The organism is Nostoc sp., assembly GCF_036917355.1.
Taxonomy (GTDB): Bacteria; Cyanobacteriota; Cyanobacteriia; order Cyanobacteriales; family Nostocaceae; genus Nostoc.
This window is the reverse complement of sequence record NZ_JBALDP010000084.1, coordinates 13,455-36,051: the sequence shown is the minus strand read 5'-3', so window position 1 is coordinate 36,051 and position 22,597 is coordinate 13,455. Positions and strand designations below refer to the sequence as shown.

15 protein-coding genes and 1 pseudogene are annotated in these 22,597 nt (G+C 41.5%); 11 read left to right on the top strand and 5 right to left on the bottom strand.

Annotated elements, in window-relative coordinates:
- Positions 1–468 precede the first annotated feature (468 nt).
- Positions 469–822 (top strand): hypothetical protein, encoded by a 354-nt coding sequence (locus V7K53_RS26700; RefSeq protein ID WP_335200525.1) that lies wholly within the window; start codon positions 469–471, stop codon positions 820–822.
- Positions 823–899: 77 nt separating this feature from the next.
- Positions 900–1,031, top strand: coding sequence for a hypothetical protein (locus tag V7K53_RS26695; RefSeq protein WP_335200524.1), 132 nt, complete (start codon positions 900–902; stop codon positions 1,029–1,031).
- On the opposite strand, the gene V7K53_RS26690 is transcribed toward V7K53_RS26695, so the two are convergent.
- Together V7K53_RS26690 and thrC are read right to left on the bottom strand one after the other, a co-directional pair.
- Entirely contained in the window at positions 1,028–1,303 is a 276-nt protein-coding gene (locus tag V7K53_RS26690) for a ubiquitin-like small modifier protein 1 (protein ID WP_289795521.1), read from the bottom strand. The two genes, V7K53_RS26695 and V7K53_RS26690, sit on opposite strands and share 4 nt — an antisense overlap.
- 89 nt (positions 1,304–1,392) lie before the next feature.
- Positions 1,393–2,703: a threonine synthase gene (gene thrC, locus V7K53_RS26685; protein ID WP_335005004.1), complete on the bottom strand. Its 1,311-nt coding sequence runs from the start codon at positions 2,701–2,703 to the stop codon at positions 1,393–1,395.
- A gap of 828 nt (positions 2,704–3,531) precedes the next feature.
- Between thrC and V7K53_RS26680 the strand changes: the two genes are divergently transcribed.
- From V7K53_RS26680 to V7K53_RS26660, 5 genes are all read left to right on the top strand, one after another.
- Positions 3,532–6,054 carry a beta strand repeat-containing protein gene (locus V7K53_RS26680; RefSeq protein WP_335200523.1) on the top strand — a complete coding sequence of 841 codons (2,523 nt, stop codon included), beginning with the start codon at positions 3,532–3,534 and terminating at the stop codon, positions 6,052–6,054.
- Positions 6,055–6,231: 177 nt separating this feature from the next.
- Positions 6,232–6,786, top strand: a complete 555-nt coding sequence (locus V7K53_RS26675; protein ID WP_335200522.1) for a hypothetical protein — start codon at positions 6,232–6,234, stop codon at positions 6,784–6,786.
- Positions 6,787–7,056: 270 nt separating this feature from the next.
- Positions 7,057–8,493: a hypothetical protein gene (locus V7K53_RS26670; RefSeq protein ID WP_335200567.1), complete on the top strand. Its 1,437-nt coding sequence runs from the start codon at positions 7,057–7,059 to the stop codon at positions 8,491–8,493.
- Positions 8,490–12,371: a TonB-dependent receptor gene (locus V7K53_RS26665; RefSeq protein ID WP_335200521.1), complete on the top strand. Its 3,882-nt coding sequence runs from the start codon at positions 8,490–8,492 to the stop codon at positions 12,369–12,371. Before V7K53_RS26670 ends, V7K53_RS26665 begins: the two co-directional genes overlap by 4 nt.
- Before the next feature lie 198 nt (positions 12,372–12,569).
- A complete protein-coding gene (locus V7K53_RS26660; protein WP_335200520.1) occupies positions 12,570–15,440 on the top strand; it encodes a hypothetical protein in 2,871 nt (956 codons plus the stop codon).
- A gap of 318 nt (positions 15,441–15,758) precedes the next feature.
- Here the strand turns inward: V7K53_RS26660 and V7K53_RS26655 are convergent, their stop codons facing one another.
- The gene (locus tag V7K53_RS26655; protein ID WP_335200519.1) at positions 15,759–17,483 is read right to left on the bottom strand and encodes a hypothetical protein; all 1,725 of its coding nucleotides are present in this window, start codon (positions 17,481–17,483) and stop codon (positions 15,759–15,761) included.
- Between the two features lie 268 nt (positions 17,484–17,751).
- On the opposite strand from V7K53_RS26655, the gene V7K53_RS26650 reads away from it, so the two are divergent.
- The 3 genes from V7K53_RS26650 (at position 17,752) to sugE (ending at position 19,918) form a co-directional block, all read left to right on the top strand.
- Positions 17,752–18,741, top strand: coding sequence for a DUF1350 family protein (locus V7K53_RS26650; RefSeq protein ID WP_442940515.1), 990 nt, complete (start codon positions 17,752–17,754; stop codon positions 18,739–18,741).
- 466 nt (positions 18,742–19,207) lie between these two features.
- A complete protein-coding gene (locus V7K53_RS26645; RefSeq protein WP_335200517.1) occupies positions 19,208–19,537 on the top strand; it encodes a hypothetical protein in 330 nt (109 codons plus the stop codon).
- A 60-nt stretch (positions 19,538–19,597) separates the two neighbouring features.
- Positions 19,598–19,918 carry a quaternary ammonium compound efflux SMR transporter SugE gene (sugE, locus tag V7K53_RS26640; RefSeq protein ID WP_335200516.1) on the top strand — a complete coding sequence of 107 codons (321 nt, stop codon included), beginning with the start codon at positions 19,598–19,600 and terminating at the stop codon, positions 19,916–19,918.
- A gap of 347 nt (positions 19,919–20,265) precedes the next feature.
- On the opposite strand, the pseudogene V7K53_RS26635 reads toward sugE, so the two are convergent.
- Both V7K53_RS26635 and V7K53_RS26630 read right to left on the bottom strand, forming a co-directional pair.
- Positions 20,266–20,460 (bottom strand): annotated as a pseudogene (locus V7K53_RS26635) (hypothetical protein).
- 88 nt (positions 20,461–20,548) lie between these two features.
- Positions 20,549–21,652, bottom strand: coding sequence for a mevalonate kinase family protein (locus V7K53_RS26630; RefSeq protein ID WP_335200515.1), 1,104 nt, complete (start codon positions 21,650–21,652; stop codon positions 20,549–20,551).
- 398 nt (positions 21,653–22,050) lie between these two features.
- On the opposite strand from V7K53_RS26630, the gene V7K53_RS26625 reads away from it, so the two are divergent.
- Complete coding sequence (locus V7K53_RS26625; RefSeq protein ID WP_335200514.1) at positions 22,051–22,470, top strand: hypothetical protein; 420 nt, start codon at positions 22,051–22,053, stop codon at positions 22,468–22,470.
- The last annotated feature ends 127 nt before the right edge of the window (positions 22,471–22,597 follow it).

Here is a 22,597-nt window from a genome sequence, read left to right as displayed (position 1 = left end):
GCAAAAAACATTAAAAATCTCTTTTTTAACGACCCATGCGAGATTTTGAATAGATATAAAAAAGGTTTGGCTGTGAGTCAAACCTCTATATAAATCCAGTGCATAACAACATCCCAAACTAATTTACTCATTATTGTATTCATAGGGCATCTTCCTATAGGATGTGTGCAAATATGCTGATACCTGATACGGTTTTCCCAGTATCACCGAATACCTAAAATATAAGATTAATCTGTCGTAGCCTAATAATTAGCAATAAAAAAGACGGGGGTTAGGCCGCCTTTTGTATAATTAAGTAAAAACATCTTGGTAATTTCTGCAATATATCAAGATACTCTAATCACAATCTGCCAAATTGCCAAATACTTACCCATAAAACACTGAATATTAATTTCTCTGTAATGGGATATTTTTATCAGCATTTTGTGGGTAATATTAGATAAAAAATTACTTACGAAAAATTTCATCATGAACCTAAATATAGTTGATGATACATTGCAGATAGAATTTACATTTAAAGAGCAACTGCTAGCTGTTCGTTTGAATAAGCTTTGGGAAATATCATTAGCCCATATTGAACAAGTTACAACAGCCGAACCCCAAAGTAATTGGCGAGAATTACGTGCCCCTGGTAGCTTTATTCCTGGAGTGATTAAAGCTGGAACTTATTACACTAACCGAGGTAAAGAGTTTTGGTATGTGAATCGAGAGACAAATTATTTAACCATTGAATTGCGAGATGAATCCTACAAGCGGATTATTTTAACTATTGATAACAATGAATCTTGGCAACAAAGACTTGCCCAGATCATTTCTGTATAGTTAGTTAGGTAAAAACAGTCCCACAAGATAAGTTGTGCGACATTACTTAGTTAGTATCAAATTAAGCCAAAAGATGAATGGGAGAAAATCTTATTTCCACCTATATTTCTCTGGAAATGCTGGCTACATCATACTTGCTGCGAGTAACACTAGGGGCGCAAGGCTTTGCGCCCCTACGACGGGATATTTTTTTAACTGGAAGTCCCTAACCACCAGCGACAGCTGGGACAATACTTACTTCATCGCCATCTTTAAGTGTTGTATTTATACCATCTAAATGGCGAATATCTTCGCTATCGACGTAAAAATTTACAAACCGACGTAGCTTACCTTGCTCATCGCACAACCGGGATTTAATGCCAGGAAAGCTTTGTTCTAAGGAATCTAACAATTCAGCAATAGTGTTACCGCTGGATTCTAAAGTAGCTTGATTATTAGTAAAACTCTGAAGAGTCGTAGGAACTAAAACTTTTACAGCCATAGAAGTAAAAAGTGAAGAGTGGAGAGTTAGGAATAAAATTAAGAGCAAAGAGTTATGAATATAAAAAACTCATAACTCCTAACTCCTAACTAAACGAGAACTTGTTGCCATTCCAAGCGATCGAGAGTACGCGATCGCTCTAGGGCACGTTCAAAACTATCGAGTTTCGCATCAATAGTCAAGGGTTCGCCAACGTAGCCTTGGATTGCTTCTTGAGTTTTCAGACCATTACCAGTGATGTAAATCACCGTAGTTTCATCTGGATCAATTTTGCCAGCTTCTACCAGTTTTTTCAGCACGGCCACGGTTGTACCACCAGCCGTTTCTGTGAAGATGCCTTCGGTTTCTGCCAGCAGCTTGATGCCATCAATAATTTCGGCATCATTGACTGATTCAATGTTACCACCAGTCTTCTGAGCTAGCTCCACAGCATAAATACCGTCTGCTGGATTGCCGATCGCTAGCGATTTCGCAATTGTATTCGGTTTAACTGGTTTAATAAAGTCGCGTCCTTCTTTGAAGGCTTGGGCGATGGGCGAACAACCTTCAGCTTGAGCACCGCTGAAACGGACGCTCTTGTTTTCTACTAAACCAACTTCGACAAATTCTTGGAACCCTTTATAAATTTTTGTAAAGAGCGAACCAGATGCCAAGGGAGCAACAACATGATCGGGTAGTTCCCAGCCTAGTTGTTCCGCAACTTCAAAACCTAGTGTCTTAGAACCTTCAGAGTAATAAGGACGCAGATTAATGTTGACAAAACCCCAGCCATGTGTATTAGCAACTTCCGAACAGAGACGATTGACTTGATCGTAGTTGCCCTTGACGGCCATGAGGGTGGGACTGTAGATCAAGCTACCGAGAATTTTACCGGCTTCTAAATCTGCGGGGATGAACACACAGCAGTCTAAACCGGCGTGAGCTGCGATCGCCGCCGTAGAATTTGCTAAATTACCAGTGCTAGCGCAAGAAACAGTAGTGAATCCTAACTCCCGCGCTCTGGATAGAGCGACAGACACCACCCGATCCTTAAAGCTCAGGGTGGGCATATTCACGGCATCATTTTTTATATAAAGCTTATTTAGACCCAGGCGACGGGCAAGACGGTGAGAACGAACTAGAGGAGTCATACCAGTTCCCACATCTATAACATTGTCAGTTGCGACAGGCAAAAAGGGACGGTAGCGCCAAATTGAATTGGGCCCAGCTTGAATTGTTTCACGAGTGACAGTCAGACGTAGGGCATTGTAGTCATATTTGACTTCTAACGGGCCAAAACATAACTCACAAACATTACTGGCTTTGAGTTCATATTCCGCACCACATTCCTTACACTTCAAGGCTTGAAAGTAGGCAGTGCTGGTTTGGGTTTGGGTTTGGGTTTTGATTGCCTGAGTCATAAACTAGCTTTCCCTGTTTGTCTGTCACTTGTCGCCTGATACTAACACGAGCAAAAATACCAGTCAAACATACCCGACATTTTTAGTCGGGTATGTTTGGTATTGAGAGGAATGATTCTTGTAAAACTTTAATACTAGTAATCTCTGTTTTTAGTATTTACACGTATATCTTTAATGTTATGAAAAAATAAAATAGCTTCCCTTCTTCAGCATTAACACGGTAAATTAATATGATTAAATCGCATTTTTTTATGATAAAGTTGCATTTACTGAAATTGCTATCCTATTTAAGCGATCTAGATCGCTTAGTTAACTTTCAATTTTTTTGATCTAAATGACTCTATAGAGCAGTATATATTTCTGACAACAAAGACTCAAAAACATTTGATTATATAAGTTTTAGTCTTTTTAGCGTCTTATTAAACCACTAAAATTACTATGTGTGTTGCCAAAATAAAGTTAATTTTCCAGCTTTGATGCACTCATTCACAGCTATAGAAGTTACTTATTTATACGGAAGATTTTTTTTGCTTTAAAAGCTACATTGCTATTTACATCTCTAACTAAGCAAAATACAGTAATAAATTACACATATTTGCGATTGCCAGCTTTGATTCTCAAGGGTAAGCGTAAAACAACTAGACAAGTTATTTCTGGTTATTGTCTCAATATAAATTTCAAGGAGTGCCAATAATTTAACTCCTTAAATATGCATTCCCAAAACTTCAACGTTTTGGGCAGCCATAATCGGTAATTCCTTAAAGGGAATTGCCGAACTTTATCCTGTCTCAAAATCTGAGATACAAGTTCAGCAAACAAACTACTTCTATGGTAAATCGAAATCAATCTGTAAATAAGCAGCATAAACTTTACCAATTTCTAGTAGCAACAGCATTATTAACTGGTAGCCTTTTCCAATTTCTCGCACCCGTATTAGCTGACGGAACGACTGCGGGTACATCTATCAGTAACACTGCAACAGCAACCTACGAAGATCCCAACAGTCCAGGGACAACTATTAATGCCACTTCTAACACTGTCGTTGTCACCGTAGCAGAGGTTGCTGGAATCACCGTCACAGCTTCTGGAGTCACAGATAACAATGGCGGTAATGTTGCAGTTGGCGACTTACTAATCTACACCTACACCTTAACCAACGTAGGTAATGACCCCACCAAATTCCACATTCCCAACCAAGCGACAACAACTGGGCCGGGTACAGTTTCTGGTACATTACCAAATGGTGGTACAGTTAATAGCCTGCAATATAGCACTGATGGTGGTCAAACTTGGATAAACGTCCCTCAAGGTGGCGTAGATACACCCTCTGTTCCGGTTAACGGTACTGTGTTAGTACGTGTGCCAGTAACTGTACAAGCCGGCGCTCAAACCAATGATGTCATTACCGTTACTCTTGGTAATACTCCTGGTGATGCTCAAAACCAACTGCGGAGTCCTGATGGTGGTGACATATTCACCGTAGATAACCCGGATGGTAGTGCTGGTGAGGTATCTGGCACACCAGTTAATGGTACACGGGAAGCTAGCGCCACCGAGCAAATTAAGGTTGGTTTAACGGTGAAGACCTATGCTTTAGCCACTATTCTCAAGATTCGCAGTGCTTATAACAATGCTGGCACAACTGCGATTACAGATGATAAATTGACCTACGATTTGAGTTTGCGAGTTGAGTCCAACGATCCCACAGGACAGGGAATTACACCATCAGCTTTGACGGGTACAAGCATCAATGTTAATGGTGTTGCTGGCACTTATATCTTGGTTTCTGATGCGATTCCTTTGGGTACAGATTTGGCAGCAGCACCAACTGCGCCTCCTGGTTGGCAAACTGTCTATACCACTAATTCAGTTACAACTAATGCTAATACAGCGAGTTGGACTACGACAGCACCACCCTTGGCCTCAGTTACTCGCGTTGGTTTTATCAATAATCCAGCGACTATTACTTCCATCGCTCCTGGTACAACGGTGAATGGCTTCTCGATTCAGCTAGCCATTGAATCAACTGCATCTTCACCCTTAACCGTCGCTAATATCGCTCAATTGTTTGGTCAAACACCCAGTAGCAATTTCCCAGTATACGACGATTCTGGCGACCAAAATCCCAGCAACTACGACGGTTCCCCAGGCAGTATGACACCCCCTACGGGTACAGATACCAATGGTGATGGTATTCCCGATACTCTACCGCCCGGTAACGTTGATGATGGCTATATTAATACTCCAGCATCTCCAGAAACTGGAACTGACGCAGGTAATAACAACAGTGGTACTGGTACAGGTGGTGAGGCGAACGTCTTCACAGTGCAAGCGCCTATTGCTTCAGCGTTACTCAACGGGCCGCAAAATGCCCCGGATGCTACTGGGCCATCAGGTGGAACCAACGATGATTTCACTAACAAATCTTCTCTCGTTCCTGCTGGTACAGCACCTGGTAGTACACTTGACCCACAATCAGTTGGTTTCACCAATACAGTTAAGAACAGTGGTACTGACTCAGGTGTTTTGAAGATAGAGCCAACGCCACCAACAATTCCAGGAGATTTACCGAATAATACGAAAGTGACTATTACCTACGGTAGTCAGTCTGCTGTCTATACATATATTAATGGAGCATTTACAACACCTGGTGCAGCAATTACAATCCCCAACGTTGCTCCTGGTGCAAGTATCAACTATGGTGTAGAAATTGATTTACCTCCAGGCACGCAGTTATCTACTGATATTAGTAAAGGCTTCCCAGTACCCATCATTGCTTCGATTGACAATTATACGACAGATACCAACGGTGATGGAATTAAGGATACTGGCAACGATAATACCTTTGATTCAACCAACACTACTATCGATCGCGTGTACACTGGCTTCCTGAAACTGCTGAAAGTGTCGCGAGTTTTACAAGGTACTGGGCCTGTAGTCCAAGGGAATGATGGCACATTCAGTATCGATCCGAAGAAGCCTGCACCAGGGAACATTATTGAGTACCAAATTCAATACACAAATATTTCCGATCCTCAATCTGGAACTGGGAATGTGATTTTGAATGCTAACAAAGTCGTGATTACTGAAGATGGTACGAAAAGCCCCAATAACTGGGCATTAGACAACGATGCTAGCGGTCAAATTGATACTAGCAACATTGTTGGTTCAGCAAAGGATTCCGGGAGTGCAACCATCCAATTCTTTAGTGGTAATCCAGCTACTAGCTCTGGTATCGACCAAACTGGAACTACGGCAAACACTGATGTTGCTAAGTACATAGATACTGTCACGGGCACGATTGCACCGGGTATTCAAAGAACATTTACCTTCCAACGCAAGGTGAACTAATTCGTTGGGATTGGGAACTCCGAAGTTTGCAGACTCTTGTATAGAAGAGTCTGCGAACCGTTTAACCCGATCCTCAACCCCAAACAGCAAGCAAATAGCAGAGTGACTTTTTCTTAGCAAAAGCTGGGAAAGATAAGTCAACAATTTACATTCTGGAAGTTTTTTGAGGTTATTTATATGAAGCGTGTTTCTTTTGCAGGTTTAGGAGCATTCGCTCTCATTGCCACAGTTCCATTTGTCGGTCAAATTCCGGGAGTCTGGCATTCAGAAAGTGCTGTTGCTCAGAATATCAAAACTCAAGGGCAAATTCAATTGCGTTTAGAGGCAGAAAAGCAAGTGGTGGCTCAGGATCAACAAGGTAAGCAAAGCCAAAAATGGGAACCTTTGAAAGGTCAAGTTGTGGTGCGACCAGGAGATGTATTGCGATATACCTTGAGTGGCGAAAATAAGAGCGATCGCCCAGTGAAAAATTTGACTTTTAATCAACCTATTCCCAAAGGAATGGTCTACGTGCTGAATTCTACCAATGTCGCCAAAAATGCCAAAGTTATTTACAGCATTGATGGTGGGCGTAGCTTCGTCGAAAATCCCACTGTTAAAGTTACTCTTCCTGGCGGCAAAGTGGAAACCAAACCAGCCCCAGCCACGGCTTACACTCATATCCGTTTGCAGATTCCATCGCTTGCAGCGAAGACAACAGTCAAGGCAACTTATCAAACCCAAGTGCGTTGATTAACGCGCCGCTTTGCTAACTCGGAAAAGAGCCGCAATCAAGAATATTTTTAGATTCCATCTGGAAACGAGATTTTAAAAGAGTTTTAGCTTAACTGGATTTCCCCAAATAAATAAGTGCTTTTATTAACAACAAGCTTGACATTTCAGAGGAGATTGTGTTAGGTGAGCCGTCCTCAAAACCAAAAGCAAATTACTTCTAGCGGTAGCTGGTGGCGACGGTTAACAGCTACTGTTCTTCTGGAAACTTTTTTGCATACTACTATCTCTATGCCAGCGATCGCGCAACAGACTAACAATCTGGTTGCGTCTGTGCCATTAATAAATCAAGCTACTTATACTTATACAGATTCTGCTAGCAACGATCAATATCAAGGGAGTTCTGAGCAAATTAATGTTAGTCCTATCCCCTTACTCGATCCATTAGGACGGATTTTAGGTTGCGCTGGGACAATTTTACCTGACTATACAGGTTTTTCAGTTGGGGTCTACGAACCGAACTCTAGCGATCCAACGGGGATAGAATTGGGCAGTTTGGTTACTTTGACTCGAACAGAGTTACCAGATATTCCTAATAACAACGTTCCTGGTGGGAAATCGCCGAATACTGAGAATAGTAATCCCTACTTCGTTACGAATAACCCTGCGGGTGTCTACAATTTCCTACTCGATCCGAATAAGGGTCAAACCGCTCCAGGTAGAACCTACATTTTCGTAGTTAATCCACCACCAAGTTCTATCTATAAACAGCGGCGGGTCAAGATTGAAATCCTTGCTAATAATGGCACACAAGCTAATGGTGTCGTGCGATATGTTGCTACTTCTCTAGATGGTCAACCAATCAGTCTTACAGGCGAAACCAGAGTAGAGCAAACAGTTGTTTTAGTTCCCAATGCAGAAACGGTGGGACTGGATTTATTAGCCTTTGAATTCACCACAAATTTGTGTCAAGCCAATCAGTTACAGATTATCAAAACAGGCGATCGCGCTACTGCTGAACCTGGAGATACGGTAATCTACCGCCTGTCGGTAAAAAATCTCGCTGATGCTGGTTTAAGTAATATATTTGTCACCGACGACCTACCTTTAGGATTCCAGTTTTTACCGAAATCTGTGCAGGCAGAGCTAGATGGTCAACCAGTCGCGATCGCTTCAGAACGCAACGGTAACACAGTGACATTCCGCACAGACGTAACAATTTCCCCAGAGAAAGTCTTGAATATTGCCTACGCTGCTCAAATAACAGCTGATGCGCTGCGTGGTACTGGTCGCAACACTGCGATCGTTAATGCTCAACGAGCTGATAACCGTTTTAGTACTAAGGATGGCCCAGCAACTCACCAATTGAAAATTCGTCCAGGAATCGTTTCTGACTGTGGCACGATTATCGGTCGAGTGTTTGTTGATAAAAACTTTGACGGGGAACAACAGCGTGGTGAGCCTGGAGTACCAAATGCGGTGATTTTTCTGGAGGATGGAAACCGCATCACTACAGATCCTAATGGTTTGTTCTCCTTAGCTAATGCCTTACCTGGATACCACACAGGTGTACTAGACCTCAGCAGTGTAGGAGGTTACACCCTAGCTCATAACGAAAAATTCCGCGAACGAAATAGCCAATCTCGCTTGGTGCATTTAGAGCCTGGTGGCTTAGTACGCATGAACTTCGCTGTAACCCCAACATTTCAGGAGCCAGTCAAGAAATGAAACCCAGACTGCACTGTTTAACTACATTTAACCTGAGATTGATGGGGGCAATGCCAGTAGCTCTTTGCCTTGTTTTGTATCCTGCAATAGTCAAAGCAGAAATCACTAGTGAAAATCTCCTTTTCCCTGATTCACCTTCGCAAGCAGAAAAGAGTGTCGAAGATCCTGATTTTTCAGCGCATCTGGAAAACCTCTCTTCTTCTAAGGGAGAGGCTTTAAATTCTCCACCTCTCGAATTTGCCTCAACTTCTTCAGCATCGGCTCCTGAAATTCCAGATGTCCAGCCAAGTGAAACAGAAATACAACTATTTCAACCAGAAACTTCTGTAGATTTGCCCAGAGACTTAGGCAAAACAGTAGGAATAGAGAACAAGAACGACGAACGCAAAAATACTGAGACACTGTTTCATGCTTCTCCAACAGAAATACAACCATTTCAACCAGCAACTTCTGTAGGTTTGCCTAGAGGATTACGCAAGATTGCAGGAGTAGAGGACGCGGGGACAAAGGGACAAGGGGTGAATGAAAATCTTCCCGTGTCCCCCACTGTCCCTATCTCTACAGCAATTAAAATCCTGACTCCGACGGCTGACAGTGTTGTAGATGTACAAGCTAGCACAGTGATTGTGCAGTTTCCCGCTGGTAGTCAACTGGAATTACGGGTAAATGGCGCGTTGGTAGACCCTTCTTTAGTGGGACGGACGGAAACTGATGCTACCACCAACTTAGTAACGCAGACATGGTATGGTGTATCGTTGAAAGAAGGTACAAACACCATCTCTGCACAGGTTGTTGGAGGAACAGAACCCCCTGTAACAGTGCAAGTTGCAGTACGGGGAGCGCCGCAGCAATTAACTGTAGAAACAGTGGAGTCTCGTATCCCGGCGGATGGACGTTCTACGGCGACAATCCGGGGTCAACTCATCGATGCAAGTGGCAATCGCTCGAATCGTGATGCTGTTGTCACCCTCATACCCACTGCTGGGGAGTTGGTCGGGAAAGACTTCAAGCCTGATGAACCAGGATTTCAAGTGGAGGCGAAAGCGGGGCAATTTACAGCTACGTTGCGATCGCAACTGAAGGCGGAAACTGTCACAATTCGCGCGATCGCAAATGATTTAGAAGCCTTCACTCAACTACAATTTGAAACCGCATTGCGTCCGAGTTTAGTTACTGGAGTAATAGATTTACGTTTGGGCGCTAGAGGTACAAATTATTACGGCAGTTTCCGTGATTTCCTCCCTCCTGACAAAAACAACGGAACCCAATTAGATTTCCATTCAGCGATATTTGCCACTGGTGCGATCGGAGAATGGTTATTTACAGGTGCATACAACAGTTCTCGTAGCCTCAATGAAGATTGCAACTGCGATAATCGCCTGTTTAGAACTTACCAATTCAGCGAGCAAAACTATCCTGTCTACGGCGATAGCTCAAAAGTTGATGTAGTTGCTCCTTCCATTGACAGTGTATTTTTGCGTTTTGAGCGTTCAGCTCGTACCCCCGGCTCCGATCCTGATTATGCGATGTGGGGTGACTATAACACAGAAGAATTTGCGCGGCGATCGCAGCAATTTACTTCTATCACTCGCCAACTCCACGGTTTTAAGGCTAATTACAACTTAGGAAACCTACAAATTACAGGTTTCTATGGCGATCGCTTAGAAGGATTTCAACGAGATACTATTGCTCCTGATGGTACTAGTGGCTATTACTTCCTGTCTCGCAGACTATTACAAGCAGGTAGCGAAAATGTCTTTATCGAGTTAGAAGAACTCAATCGTCCTGGAACTGTATTAGAACGCAAACAACTTAACCGAGGACCAGACTACGAAATCGACTACGATCGCGGTACTTTATTATTCCGCGAACCGATTCTTCGTACCGATATCGATCGAACCGGACAAGTGTTGGTACGTCGGATTGTTGTTAGCTATCAATATGACAGCGAAGACTCTGACGGGAGCATCTATGCTGGTCGTTTGCAATATAATCTTTCCCGCAAACTTAATCAGGAAAGTTGGATAGGAGCAACTTACGTTCAAGAAAATCACGGGGTGCGTGACTTTCAACTCTACGGCGCAGATGCGCTGATTGCTTTAGGTGATAACGGTAAGTTAATCGCAGAATATGCCCATTCCACAAATGATTCTGATGTTGTGGGAAAGGTCAGAGGTGATGCTTACCGTTTAGAAGCTGAAGGAAAGATTACTAATGGGATTCAAGGTCGTGCCTATTATCGTTTTGCTGATACTGGTTTTGGCAATAATGCCACTATCAGCTTTGTCCCAGGACAAACCCGTTATGGAGCGCAGGTTACAGCTAAACTCACCTCAACTACCAACGTCAGAGCGCAATACGACCACGAAGACAATTTTGGGATTGCTCCCCAACCCCTAGACACCTTTGAAGAACTGTTTGCACCGCGTTATGAGGCGATACCTGGAAGCAAAGTTGATAATTCGCTGACGACGATTTCTGCTGGGATTCAACAACGTTTGGGTAAAGCTACTCTGGATGTGGATTGGATTCATCGTCGTCGGGAAGACCGTATCCCCGACAGTAGCTTGAGTAGTAATTCCGATCAATTGCGATCGCGTTTTTCAGTTCCTCTAGCTAAGAATCTGACCTTCCAAGCCCAAAATGAACTCAGCTTATCTTCCCAAAAAGATACTGTTTACCCAGACCGTACCATTTTGGGGTTGAATTGGGCGGTAATTCCTGGTGTCAGCGTTAGTCTGGCCCAACAGTATTACAGTAGCGGTCAATATTCGGGTAATTCCATCACTAGCTTGAGTGTCAATGGCGAACACAAACTCGGTTCGGATACTACCTTGACTGGTCGCTACTCAATTTTGGGTGGTGCTAACGAAATGACTACCCAAGGTGCAATTGGTATAAATAACCGTTGGACTATTGCTTCGGGATTGCGGCTGAACGTTGCTTACGAACACGTATTTGGCAACTTCTTTGGACGCACGGCAGCAGGTCAACAATATGCCCAACCTTATGCCTTTGGTCAATCAGCATCTGCGATCGGGTTTGATGGTGGCGATAGCTACAGTGTGGGGCTGGAATACAGTGATAATCCGCAGTTTCAAGCTAGCGTCCGTTATGAACATCGTTCCTCTTCTGGTGGTAGTAATACAGTAATTACCGCAGGTGCTGCGGGTAAAATTTCTCCGGCTCTCACAGCTTTAGTACGTTATCAACAAGCAGGTTCTTCCAATCAAAAGCTTTCAGGATTGGGAGATACTGCTAACCTCAAGTTGGGTTTAGCCTACCGCGACCCCAATAGCGATAAATTTAATGCTTTGTTGCGTTATGAATATCGCCAAAATCCATCAACCATCCCTGAGACTATCCTGTTAGGAAGTGGTACGGGTTCTCAAGACCATACCTTTGCTTTAGAAGCGATTTACGCTCCCAACTGGCAATGGGAATTCTACGGGAAGTATGCTTTGCGTAACAGCACCTCTTATATAGCTAACGATTTAGCCGGTACTAGCACAGTAAATCTGGCCCAAGTACGCGCTACCTATCGTTTGGGATATAGCTGGGATTTGGTGGGTGAGGCTCGTGTAATTAGTCAGTCTAGCTACAGTGAGACAGGCTTTGTTCTTGAAACAGGCTACTACCTCACGCCTAACCTGCGCGTTTCGGCTGGTTACGTCTTTGGGAAAGTTGATGACCGAGATTTCTCAGGAACACGTTCTGCGGGAGGTGCGTATTTAGGCTTTACAGTTAAGCTCAATGAATTGTTTGACGGCTTTGGACAACAAAAACCTATAGCGCGCCAGCCACAGGAATCGGCGATGAAAACTTTGGTGGGTAAACTCAAGGCTGCAATGAGGGGGATGCAAAAGCGTGAAATATAAACAGGTTATTTGATGTAGAGATGTTCGTTGCAACCTTTATATACGAATTTAACCTTTCCCTGTGGGAATACTATTGTCGTAACGATTTTTTATCCGCTTTGAATCTAGTGCAAAAACTGTTCAATTTTTATCCTGGTATTTGTATATTTATAAACTCAATATCATTACTTACATATTATGTATTTTTATTGGAACTAAATGATGAAATATTTACTTAAGAAATTAAAAGCGATCGCCACAGTAAATATTGATGAAAATGATAAATTTTCTCTGGCTGTGGACAATCCAGTAAAAAAAAATATGGAAAAGCCATTAACAAGTAGACACCAAAAACTATGGCTCAGTAGCCTGGGCTTTTTTTTATGTATTTTAGGGAATGGTATCCAACCTAGCTGGGCTGAAGGCAGCAAAGAGTTAGTTTCTGATGGCGGATACAGACCTTACCTGGAATGGTCAGATTTACTACTGGCAGGTATTGTTCGGAAAACCATACTCAAAGTTTATGTTCAGCAAGGAGAAATAGTTAATCTTGGCTCTAGTGTGACTACTAGTTTCTCGAACCCACAAGATATTGTTTACCGCAGTCCCTTTGGTACTCAAAATGGCTCTTGTGATGTTCTGACTACTGGTTTTGGTTTTATTGACACCCTTGCTAAAGAAGCGGTCGGCCCTTTACCTAATCCCGGTGGTTATACCCCTTGTAATTTCGTCGCTACAGAAACAGGTATTTACGAAGTTGAGTTTCATTCTCCGAATACAGCTGGTGCAAGCAATCCGCCGCCAACAGCTGCAACGGCTGCATTTCCTACAGGTAATACTCAATTTTCAGGGGTAGCTGCTTGGGATATCACAGTTCGAGATAGTAACGGTGTTGCCAAAAAAGGGCGAGTATTTACTAACTATATTGCTATGAATATGGGGGCAAATGCCAGTGGTGGTACTCCCGTAGCACTCAACTCTAAGCTTTATATTCAAACCAAAGATGGGTATCGTTACGAAACTGACATGAATGGAGTCGATCCTTTTGGCTTCATCTTTTTTGCTAATAACCGGGGATATATTGACACAACAAATAGCAGCACTCTTTACCATTCTGCTGGCGGTGCTAGTAATAATAGTTTGATCTTTCCCGGCAATGTGCAAGTTCAAAATCCAAATGTTTCTGATACTACAACAGACATTACCCACCTAGTTTTCTTCAATCGACCCGACACGGCAACCCTCAATTCTTTGAGTATTCCTATTGCAGCGACGATTCCCACAGTACCGACTTCGTTCAAATTCACTGGGGGTAATGGAGGTAGTGGGAACCAAACTTCTGTGGGTGTGGGAGGCAATTTTAGTTTCAATGCTGCCTCAACTGGTAGCTATCAAATAACTATTGACACCAATAATGATGGCATTTTTGACCCTAGTAGCGATAGAGTAATACAAAATGTGCTGTCTGTCGGCTCAAATGTGGTGTTTTGGGATGGGAAGAATGCAAGTGGGGTAAATCTCCAACCTCTACCAGGAAATGCAGCATACAATGCCATAATCACAACACGATCGGGTGAATATCATTTTCCCATGTTGGATGCTGAAAATAATCCGCTGGGGTTTAAAATCACAATGGAAAATCCTCCTGCTGCTTTTCCTAACCTTGTAGATCAAAATGGACAGCAAATTGGATCGACTACCATTTATTACAACGACAACAACTATACTACCGCTAACGGCACGGCGATTAACTTAAATGGTACGGGAGCTACTAACCCGCGTAATGCTGCTAGAGGGATCAATAGTGCGACGGGAGAGCATGAATTTAGTAGTAATTATGGTGACTTTAAGGGAATAGATACTTGGACATATTTCCCAAGTCAGGCAATTACTACTCCCTTGGTAATTACTACTAACACTCAAGCAAATGTCATAGGAACCAAATCTGTTCGCTTCCTTGCAGACAATGATAGTAGTGGAACAGTGACTGTAGGCGATCGCATCGAATATACCATCACTTATTCCAACCTGAATCCAGGTAATAGCGATGCAATTAACTTTGCTATTAACGACTCATTACCCTCACAATTAACCTTTGTGAGTGCAGTAATTACTGCTGCAACTTCAGGGAATAACATCACACTCAATCCCAGTTACAACGGTACTAGTGTTGTTACTGTGACAAATTCTGGAACTCTCCGTGTAGGTGATACGATTACCATTAAAATTACTGCCACGATTAATAATGCCAATGGCGGTAATCCAATTAGTAACCAAGCAAATGCTACTTTTAACACACCTGATAATCCTACAGGAACTGTTGGTACAGTCTTCACAGATGCAGACTCTGCTGGCGCTACTAATAATCCACCGACTCTCGGTAATTCGTTCTTGCAAATTACTGATAATGGTGTAAATACTGGTAATAATCCTGCCAGTACAGCAGATGATGACCCTACTTTATTTACAGTATTAAATATTATTAGTTCTAACCCTAAATTGCTATTAATTAAACGCATTACCCGCCTCAATAACCAAGATTTAACTGATATTGTGGATGGTCGCAGTGACGTTGCTACTAATGCCAGTAACTATGTACCAGAACCTTATGCTACTGATGATAGCGATCCTAAATGGCCTGCTGGCTACTTGCGAGGATTAATTAATGCTGGCACTGTCAAACCAGGAGATGAATTGGAATACACTATATATTTTCTTTCCAATGGTCTTGGTAATGCAACTAATGTGAAATTCTGTGACTTAGTTCCAACTAATGTTAATTTTATTCCTACTGCTTTTAATGGCATGACTCCTAGTGATGGTGGCTTACCAGGAGCAGATCGAGGAATTGCCCTAGCTATTGGTTCTAATACACCTACGCTTTATCTGACGAATGTCGGAGATAGCGATCGCGGGTATTTTTATACAGTTAATGAATCAGGTACACCATCATACTGCGGTACTAACACCAATGGAGCAGTAGTGGTCAATATTACAGTTCCCAGTTTTCCCAATCTACCCGCAGCCACTGGATCTGGCACACCAGCTAATTCTTATGGTTTTGTCCGCTTCCGTACTAAGGTTAAATAGTTTTAATCACAGCTAAGTGGGTAGACATAATTAAATATAAAATAAACTCCTAGTTTGTAGTGAGCGATCGTCGAGAGCTTGTGATGCAGTCAAAATTACCAAAGTATGAATTGCCAAAGGAGGGAAACTGATGAGTTCATTTGTGCTTTGTTTTCAAGATATTGATAAAATAAAACTCAAGGTTGTTGGGGGTAAAGGCGTGAACCTGGGGGAACTTACTAGGATTTAAGGAATCTACGTACCGGATGGCTTTTGTATTTCTACTGAAGCTTTTAAAAGGCAACTGCCCACCATATCAGGATTTTAGCCGAGAACACGTTATTGACAAGGCTGTTCGCCAGGTTGGAGCATAAAAATCTGCTTGTAGGCTTGACAGTTCTCAGCCACAACCATTTTTTGTTGGGGATGTGTGGGTGCTTCTCTTCCCCCTATCCACTCATTATCACCATCAAGAGTCTGGATAAAGCCCAACATAATGTTTGACTCATTCAGCCGGGAACTACTCCCTAAATCTGTCAATAGCTGATTCACCCCATCTTTGCTGACTAATATTAGCTTGCTGATTGTCGCCGTATTATAAGCTGCAGGAAATTGTTGGTAGTCAAACGATTCTGAAGGATTGGTGTAGCCTGAATCGTTAATCCGCAAATATTTATTGTTGAATGTTTGTAAGTTCACATGTTCTCCAGCACCTTGAGAAAACACCCGATCAAAGTACCTTTCTGGGTTTTCTAAATATGCTTTTAGCTCATCTATACTCATACCAGTGGCACTCTTGACAATGGCATCATAAATATTAGCTTTCAGTTGTCTGATAGGGGCAGCTAATGGGCCCAGAACATCACCAATAATGGTACTAAGTTTACTAGCTAACGCCGCGAACTGTCCCACAGCATCCGGTGCGCCAGACATTGATATCAAGTGATTGTTGACGTAATTTTGGAGAATAGTTTTAGCTTCTTCTACTTTCGCTTTGCGATCGGGATTAAAAAACAGCGCCTTAGCAACTCGATCGCTGACTTGAGGCCATGCTTTCAAACCACTGTTGATATCCTCACGCCAATATTCTTTGTAAGTTACTGTTAAACCATTAGCAGTTACATAAGCACCTTTTTGTACCTGAATTGCTGCTGCTTCAGCATATAATTTTGTGGCACTACAAGAAAAATCTAGGGCTTTGCAAGCTTTGGCTTTGCGAACTTTATCGTCATAGCGTCGGTCATAGTCTGACTTCGCAGCATAATAAGCATCGATATCACGTTGCAACTTCGCTCTCAAGGTAGAGTAAATGCGTGGTATGGATAACTCAGTTCCGCCGCCTCCTGGTTTCAAAAGTGTTGTGTCTAGATATGAACCAGGTTTGGCATCGATCGTGTTGTCATAGATGAAATCTTCAACTCCGGCAATACTAGCGTTGAAAAAATTAGCGTTGAGTTCTTGCTTATTCAAGCGCTTATCAACATATCCTTCTACAAGAATGTGTTTAATTGCATTTCCTGGTGGTGCAATTACAAAATGACCGCCACTAAAGTTATTGATGAATGTGTGACCATACATATCTCCCGCTGCATGGGTGAGATAACCAGTCACGAATGCTTTTTTCTGTGGTGTATTGTTACCTGGAGTATTACTAAGGTTCCATAGATATTTTAACCACGTACCAGATCCACCAGCTATTCCTGTGTCGTTTGGAGATGGGTGAATCACCTGCTGACCAGTGAGGATATCTGGGTATGCATCCGGGCCTAATATGCCTGCACGGTATTGTGCGGGGTAGGTCTTCAGTGCTGCCAGAATAGTAGGATCAACCGGATAGTCTCCTAGTTTGGAGAGGACTTTTCCATTTTGATAGTCAACACGATAAATGGTGACTTTGCCATCATCAAGGGCATCATTGAGTGCCTGTTGACCGAGGTAGACATGGGTAGTTGGCTTCCACGCCAAAGCAGCCTGTGGACAAGCTAACATTCCCACGAAACTTGTAGCGATCGCTAATCGTAAACATCTCTTACTTAAAGACATTACGTATTCAGGTATTGCCATATTTGTTACAATTTACTTCAGTAGATATGGAAGTGAATCATATCAAATAATTAGGTATTTTTAACTACCTAATGTATTAAAAAATTATTAATTTGTAGCTCTCCAGGTAAGACTATAAGGATTATTCCAATAAGAAACTTATAACGAGGCGATCGCAGCTTGTTCGCCGAAGCATCTCAGTCTTGTAAAAATATCTTTTAAAGAATCCGAAAAGCAGTAACTTCAGTTTGGAGATTTAGCATATACCTACAAATAAGTCATGGTAAATATGAATCTAAAACTGAGATTTAAACCAGTTTCTCACAGTTGGGTTGCTCTACATCCAAAGCCTAAAGGGGTAATTCAATTTATTGCTGGGGCTTTCTTTGGTACATTTGGCCCTATGCTTTTTTATCGTTATCTGCTTCAATCTCTATTTGAGCAGGGATATACAATTATTCTTTTGCCGTTTAATTTTACTTTTAACCATTATGTAGAAGCTGGCTTTCTCATGAGAGAACAGTATGAAATTCTTCCAGAGCTTGTGAAAATGGCAAGTGTTGCAGGATATGATTATGAAGCCTATCTAGATGATAAGAACTTTTCTTGGATTGGACATAGCCTTGGCTGTAAATATATCTCGCTGTTAGAAGGATTTACTGCTCTACCTCCAGAGCGTCAAGATAGAGAGCAGTTTATTCGGAAGCTACTATTTAAAACTTCCGATGAGTCACAGATAGAAAGTGTGATTGCAGACATTAACATTCTCTTTGATGAACTAACGCGAAAAACCGATGAAGTTAAAAAATTAATTTACACTTATGTGCATAAGAATATCAAAATTAACAGTGTCTTTATTAAAGGACAGGTTTCTATCCTATTAGCACCTGCTATTGCTGACACAGGGAGTGCAATTCGCCCTCAATTTTTAGCGGATATCATCGATAATCTTAGCTGGGGTGTGAAACCAACTGTTGAAGAAACTCATTATTTAATCAAGGATAGTGGGCTATTTAATATCATGGGTTTAGTCTGTTTCAAATCAGACAATATTGCTAAATCAACCTGTGAATGGTTTACTAATATTCTGCAAAAGCCACCTCAAGATTTTCGCAACACTGTAGCAGGTGGACATTTAAGACCTTTAGGTATTCAGCTAGCTAAATATGTTGTTAATCTTTTTGATAAACCGTTAATTGAATCAGTTCATGAGCGAAACAAAGCATTTGAACATAATGTAATTCAATTGCTTGAAGAACTGAAAGAAAAATCAAGATAATGGGCATTGGGCATCCCTTCTCTGCGAGACGCTACGCGTTAGCGGAGCTTTCGCTTTAGCGATATGCTCAGGGCAAGTGGACATTGGGCACAAGAGGCAGAGGTGCAGAGGAGCGGAGGGGCCAGGGCAAACGCATCTAAATATTGAAGGCGAACAATCGAGATGGAATTCCTCAAAGTTTTACCACATAAGACTTCCAAAAGATCGCTCTCTTTTCCTCCCTTGAATGAGCAGCAATTACTAGCTTAGAGGCTATGCCTCGAGCAACTATGTTACCTTTTTCAACTTTAGAAGCTCTACCTATTGAGCGACAACGAGCAGAGGATTCATAATTTACAATGCAGCCAGGATTTAACTAATTGATAGTTATATGCTGGCTGTCTTATAAAACTTCTAGCATCAACAGAGAGATACTATAACACTCAATTAATTGTGTCTTTGGAATTTATGCAGCTAGATGAGGATTATGACTCTTAAACTTGCATTGTGGTTACTGTGGACTGGATTTATCGCCTATATTTTATTGTTGGCACCGCCCTTACACTTAGATGAAACGCTAACGCTGTTGAAAAATATATTTACTTTTCAGTGGGCTGCTATTAATCCAATTATCCTTTCTTTATTTTCTCTAGTAGGTATTTGGCTATTAATTTACAGTAGTTTATTGTTCATTGATGGCAGGATGCAACCTATTCCTTTTTGGCCTTTTGCCGTAGCATCAGTAGGTTCAGGTGTAATTGGTCTTTTGCCTTATCTGGCTTTGCGTAAACCTAATCAACAATTTTCGGGACAATAAGAAAAATCGTTAAAAAATAAATAAAAGTTTTAATTTCTACAATGTGCAGGAGAATAAATAATGGCGTGGGTGTATTTGTTGGTTGCAGGGTTGTTAGAGATTGCATGGGCAATTGGTCTGAAATATTCACAAGGCTTTACCAAGCTGGCTTTCAGTATTCCCACAGTTGTTTGTATGATATTGAGTTTTTTCTTTTTATCGATAGCACTACGCACATTACCAGTAGGTACTGCTTACGCCGTTTGGACTGGGATAGGAGCAATGGGTACGGCTTTATTAGGAGTCTTGTTATTTGGTGAACCTGCTTCTGTAAAGCGTTTTATTTGTATTGGCTTAATTTTGGCAGGTGTACTGGGACTCAGATTAGTATCAAGTCGTTAATCCTGCCAAAATTAAGCCTAACTTTTCCTGTTATGTTTTTGGTAGAGCTATCATTTATTATGCACATATCCCGAAACACTATTCTCTCGTGATTTATTACCATTAAAATTAATTCTTTAAGTTTGCCCTTAGCAGTGGTTTTTGTAGCACAAAAACTCCCAAACCGAATCTTCGTACCAGATTTACTACAACACACCACTGTAATAGCCCACATCAGCAAAAATTTTTCCAATCAAAGAGACAATTGATTGAGGAGGCGATGGACTATGTGCCCCACATTAGGAGCGATCGCGTTTCTACAGTTACAGGAATTGCAAATCAAACTAATTTTTTAGTCCCATCATTAACTATGATGATTTAGAAATGATTTTGGCATTAAGCAAGGTAAAAATTTTATCCAGTTCCAATATACCTGCCAATTCAGCATCTTCTTCTGTGGTTAGCAATCCACTTTTCTTTTTCTCAGACAATTATTTGAGTCGAGACTGTAATTATTCAGTAAATTTAAACAAATGTATATCTTTAAGTTTACTGAATTTGATTCCAGAATTTACCCGGAATCAGGGATGAACCATCATTTGAGTAATCATAAGCTATGTGTCTCATTTAATTTAGTGGACTGGTGGTATTTTAACAAACATCCCCATACTGCTTTTCGTCCTCAGCTAAGTCAATCATAGGAGTTGGTAGTCTTGAAATAGTTAACTGTAACGCTTGCATTTGAGGAAAATCACGCTTAATAATTTCGATAGCTTTTGTTTGACTATCTTGATTTTTAACGATCAGTTGTGCAGTGCCATCCCCCTGAGAACCTACGCCTTTTCCTCCGAAGATATAAGGTTTAAGTGGCTCGTGATCAAGAAGCAGATGCAGCTTTTTTGCAGTTAATTGCTCAGGACAAGCCGGAACTACGTGTAGATCGAATTCCGCTTGGGCTTTTGTCATTAAAGCTCCAAGAAGTTGAGCATCTCCGAGTTGTATTGCTTCAACTGCTGCCTGGGTAATTTTAGAGCTAATAGAACCAAAATATTTTTGGACATTTTGCTCTATTGAATTAGTAGCCAAAGGATAACACTGATTCAATCGTCTTAGTATTTCTTGTGTATTTTTGCTGCCGCCAAGATCGACAATCACAAAAAACAAATCTTCACTCACTTTCAATTCGAGTAGGTCGATTTTTTCACCATCAAATATCATCAATATTGGGCGATTTCCATACGCACAAGCCTGATCCATACGGCCACAAAGGCTAGGAGTGGTTCTTTCTCCCAGATAGGCAAACTCCATTTCTGAACGAATTGTCATCTTTAAGTCATACACACGATTAAAAGCCCTCGCAATCAAAACGCAAAAGGCAGCACTCGAAGATAATCCCTTTTGGATAGGTAAGTCGGTTAGATAATTATCAACCTCAAGTCCGCCAACATTATAGTGAGTCAGAATTTGATAAGCTGTACCAGCAGCATAACTAAAAAAACCACCCTTTGCCGCTATGCGTTTCAGGGTATTAGATTCCATAGGTAATTTCAACGGTTCATAACTCCTGCCATAATTGAGAGAACTACGAATGATTAATTCAGTAGAATTAGGTTTGACCGAGGCATAAATTCCTTGATTAGTACCAACAATTAAGGTGTAGCCCTTTTCGATAAGAGGATTAACACTGCGATATTCTCCTGCCCAATCGCTGTGTTCTCCGAACAAACAAAGACGCCCTGGAACAAAAATTCTCATTTGAAGTTTCCTGTTTTTAATCGAGGTATATTATTCTGATTAACTTGAATAAACAACATACCATTCATCACTCCAATAGCTCACATCAGTAAAACTTTCGGCAGTCTTGGGAGAATCGATTGGGAGACGATGGACTACCCTCCATCTAACGAAGCGATCGCTCTTTGAGGAAAAACTTTTTGGTTTACTGTTTTTTAGTTAATGTGTCAGTTTAATTATTGTCCACTCAGTAAATACAACAAGCTTTAGGCTAAAATTACATTGTTAGTAGGTGCAATTATCCAAAATATCCTGATTTTAGATAATATTACTGTTGTCTAAAATCAGGAATACAAGGATTAGCGATCGCACTGAAATTTGGTTGTTCGCCAATCATAAGATTTGTAGAGGGTACTACCATGCAAAATATGCTAAAACGCGCATTCCTACCTGGATTGATGGCTGCTACTTTAGCTGGTACTGGCTTAATCCCGGTTCAACCTGCTTCTGCTGATGACCGAGTTATTAATAATGCAGCCATTGGAGCCGGAGCAGGTGTATTAAGTGGGGTTGTAACAAATTGTGGTTCCGTATTAGACAATGCTTTTAAAGGTGCTGCTGCTGGTGCTGCTGTTAATGCTGCCAATGGTGCAAGAAGCACCAGAGCCAGAAGAAGAAACGGACGTTTACCTGTTCAAGATATCGGTGTAGGTGCTGGTGCTGGTGTATTGGCAGGTGCAATTTCTGGTGGTTGTGGAACTACCTGGAAAAATGGTGTCAATGGTGCTGCGGCTGGTGCTGCGGTTCATTTATTAGATAAAAGACCCAGAAGAAGATAATTTATCATTGATAACTCGTCATTTAGTTTAGACAAAAACTGGAAAACAAAGCTTCACAACTCTTTTGCTTATCGCATTCTTTCAAAGGGAGAAAACAGGGTTAAATTTCAATATTCAAGCGACTTAG

Excerpts from the sequence above, each read along its gene's own strand:
- V7K53_RS26700 (WP_335200525.1), top strand. The coding sequence starts at position 469 with ATGAACCTAAATATAGTTGATGATACATTGCAGATAGAATTTACATTT.
- V7K53_RS26695 (WP_335200524.1), top strand. The coding sequence starts at position 900 with ATGGGAGAAAATCTTATTTCCACCTATATTTCTCTGGAAATGCTGGCT.
- V7K53_RS26690 (WP_289795521.1), bottom strand. The coding sequence starts at position 1,303 with ATGGCTGTAAAAGTTTTAGTTCCTACGACTCTTCAGAGTTTTACTAAT.
- thrC (WP_335005004.1), bottom strand. The coding sequence starts at position 2,703 with ATGACTCAGGCAATCAAAACCCAAACCCAAACCCAAACCAGCACTGCC.
- V7K53_RS26680 (WP_335200523.1), top strand. The coding sequence starts at position 3,532 with ATGGTAAATCGAAATCAATCTGTAAATAAGCAGCATAAACTTTACCAA.
- V7K53_RS26675 (WP_335200522.1), top strand. The coding sequence starts at position 6,232 with ATGAAGCGTGTTTCTTTTGCAGGTTTAGGAGCATTCGCTCTCATTGCC.
- V7K53_RS26670 (WP_335200567.1), top strand. The coding sequence starts at position 7,057 with ATGCCAGCGATCGCGCAACAGACTAACAATCTGGTTGCGTCTGTGCCA.
- V7K53_RS26665 (WP_335200521.1), top strand. The coding sequence starts at position 8,490 with ATGAAACCCAGACTGCACTGTTTAACTACATTTAACCTGAGATTGATG.
- V7K53_RS26660 (WP_335200520.1), top strand. The coding sequence starts at position 12,570 with ATGATGAAATATTTACTTAAGAAATTAAAAGCGATCGCCACAGTAAAT.
- V7K53_RS26655 (WP_335200519.1), bottom strand. The coding sequence starts at position 17,483 with ATGGCAATACCTGAATACGTAATGTCTTTAAGTAAGAGATGTTTACGA.
- V7K53_RS26650 (WP_442940515.1), top strand. The coding sequence starts at position 17,752 with ATGAATCTAAAACTGAGATTTAAACCAGTTTCTCACAGTTGGGTTGCT.
- V7K53_RS26645 (WP_335200517.1), top strand. The coding sequence starts at position 19,208 with ATGACTCTTAAACTTGCATTGTGGTTACTGTGGACTGGATTTATCGCC.
- sugE (WP_335200516.1), top strand. The coding sequence starts at position 19,598 with ATGGCGTGGGTGTATTTGTTGGTTGCAGGGTTGTTAGAGATTGCATGG.
- V7K53_RS26630 (WP_335200515.1), bottom strand. The coding sequence starts at position 21,652 with ATGAGAATTTTTGTTCCAGGGCGTCTTTGTTTGTTCGGAGAACACAGC.
- V7K53_RS26625 (WP_335200514.1), top strand. The coding sequence starts at position 22,051 with ATGCAAAATATGCTAAAACGCGCATTCCTACCTGGATTGATGGCTGCT.